At 28.2% G+C, this 2659-nt stretch carries 1 protein-coding gene; it reads left to right on the top strand.

Going from position 1 to position 2659, the window contains the following annotated elements; genetic code table 11:
- Positions 1–321 precede the first annotated feature (321 nt).
- Entirely contained in the window at positions 322–1599 is a 1278-nt protein-coding gene (locus B3578_RS05890) for a DUF389 domain-containing protein (protein WP_038337098.1), read from the top strand.
- Positions 1600–2659: the final 1060 nt, after the last annotated feature.

Here is a 2659-nt window from a genome sequence, read left to right as displayed (position 1 = left end):
TTTCAATCAAAATTTCATTGGTATGTTTAAGATTTAAGAATGAGACACAGGTTTATAAAAGTAGGAAGACCTTGGTTAAATGGAAAAATTGAACCATCTCATTTAACTGATAAAAAAAGAGTTCTATCAACTTTTAAGCTATACTAATGATCCCGATCTAAATCAAAAATTAGGGGAATGAGAAAAATTTTATAATCTAAATAGACTTGATATTCATTTAAAGTAAAAACACCTTATTAAATACTAAAATCAAAACTAAAATAATTATATTTAATGCCTACGTAGTGATGAAGTACGACAATTAATATCAATAAAATGTCTATGAATAGAATATACAAATTGCTCAATCTACATATTGGAGAAGAAGATAAGAATAAGGTCAAAGAGGATGTACAAAGTAATATCTCATTTAAAGGAGCAAATTTATGGATTTTAGCATGTGCTATTTTGATAGCTTCAATAGGTTTAAATGTTAATTCAACAGCAGTTATTATAGGAGCTATGTTAATTTCACCTTTAATGGGACCAATTGTAGGTTCTGGTTTTGCATTAGCAACTTATGATTTTACCCTATTAAAGCGATCTACTAAGAATTTGTTTATTGCAACATTAGCTGGATTGGTAGTTTCGTGTTTATATTTTTATTTAAGCCCATTTAAAGAAGTAGAGTCAGAAATATTAGCCAGAACATCGCCTACAATTTATGATGTCCTAATTGCTTTTTTTGGAGGTGTCGTAGGAGCTATATCAATAACAAGAATTGAGAAAGGTAACCCAATACCAGGGGTAGCAATAGCTACTGCATTAATGCCACCATTGTGTACAGCAGGTTTTGGTTTAGCAACTCTCAACTTTAAGTTTTTAGCGGGTGCATTATATTTATATAGTATAAATTGTTTTTTTATTGCCTTATCTACATTTTTGGTATTGAAATATTTGAAATATAAGCCAATACAAACCCAAAACCCTGCACTAGACAAAAAAGTACGACTAACTATAACTGTTTTGATGTCTTTATTAATTTTACCTAGTTTCTATCTAGCCTATAATCTATTACAAGAAAAAAGATATACACAAAACGTAAATACATTTATCCAAAAAGAGTTTCAGTTGAAAGGTAAAACTATTATTTATAAAAATGTAAACTTTAGATCAAATCCAAAACGTATTGAACTTGCATTTTTAACAGAGAAATATGATAGTTTACAAATAAAAGAATTTAATAATAAGCTAGCGGATTTTGGTTTAGAGAATACAACTTTAGTTGTTCGACAAAATAATAGTGATTTAAAACAAGAAATATTAAGTGAAATAAATAAAAATCAGCTAAACGTAACAGAAAAAGATTTACAAATACAACAATTAAAAACACAAATAGAACAAAAAAAAATTGGAGATGCTACTACTGAACGTGAAATAAAATCCTTGTTTCCTTCAATACGTTATGTTTATTTTGGGATTATTCAACATTATAGTGATAGTTTAAAAGCAAAACCAATAGTGATATATCATTCAGAACAAGAAATTGATGAAAATCTATTGCATAACTGGTTGAAAATAAAATTAAAGAGTGATAATTTAGCATTGATTAAAGAATAATATTTATTTTTCGATTCTAAAAATCAGATTTAGAAGATGTTACAATATTTTATATAATAAGGTTATTTATAATCTGATAATCCTATTTTGCTGAACGATATAATAATACGAATTCTTAAGTTAAATTTTTTTAATGTTTATTCTTATTTTGAATTACGTCAAAACCTTTTCCTCGTTACAAAATTCTTTCAGAATTCCAGTCGAAATGATGGTTGTATAGTTGAAATGAGTAGAATGAATAACGTGATTAAATTAAACTTTATTTGACTTGGTTCAGCAACAATTCGAATGTAGACTGAATAGCTTTAAGTGATTGAAACCTGACGAGCTGTGAACGAAATTGGTAGGTGATGAAGGGGAATGATTGCTAAGGATGTAGATGTTAGATATTCGATATACGAGATTCGATGTGAGACTTGTAAAATGTAAAAAGTAATATGTATTTGAGATTAAGACTAAGGTTGAGAAAGAGGATTGATTTTAGATGTGAGAATTGAGATGTGAGTATTGAGATTTTAGATTTGTGAAATGTAGTAGTTGTGATGTATAAAGTATAAAGTAAAATGTATAAAGTATTATGTATTCAGATTAAGGATGAGCTTCTGAGATGAGTTGAGATAGACAAAAAGATGAAAGTCATGATTAATAATTTTACATTCATTTTTGTCTTGACACAAAAACGAACCAAAAAAGTCAAGTCTGTGCTTACAAGTCNNTCGACTTTTCAGCAATGACGATTTATAAATTCTTTGTTGAAAGTGGATTTGAATATTGAAAAAAGATGAAAAACCGGCATTAAAACTCTCACGTTAAGAAAATGGTTGAATGGAGCGTTAAAAAGGTTTTAGCCCGTAGGGTTTTTAAAATCTTTAGTGGAATGAGGGCATTTTTAGTAGAGAGGTTTACGGCCAAGTCTTTTTTCGTTAGTTTTTTTGACGAAAAAAAGTGACAAAAGATTCTGCACTTCGATTGCCTCAGTGCCCGTATTAAAAGTGACTACGAATTTTAATTAAAAAGAAGGATTATGAAAAACTATATTCATTCATTTTTATTCATTACT

Origin of the sequence: Empedobacter sp. UBA1574, assembly GCF_002322895.1 — a bacterium.
Lineage (GTDB): Bacteria > Bacteroidota > Bacteroidia > Flavobacteriales > Weeksellaceae > Empedobacter > Empedobacter falsenii_B.
This window is presented reverse-complemented; position numbering and strand designations above follow the sequence as displayed.

Bases quoted from the DNA above. Each gene is read 5' to 3' on its own strand.
- B3578_RS05890 (WP_038337098.1), top strand. From the start codon at position 322: ATGAATAGAATATACAAATTGCTCAATCTACATATTGGAGAAGAAGAT.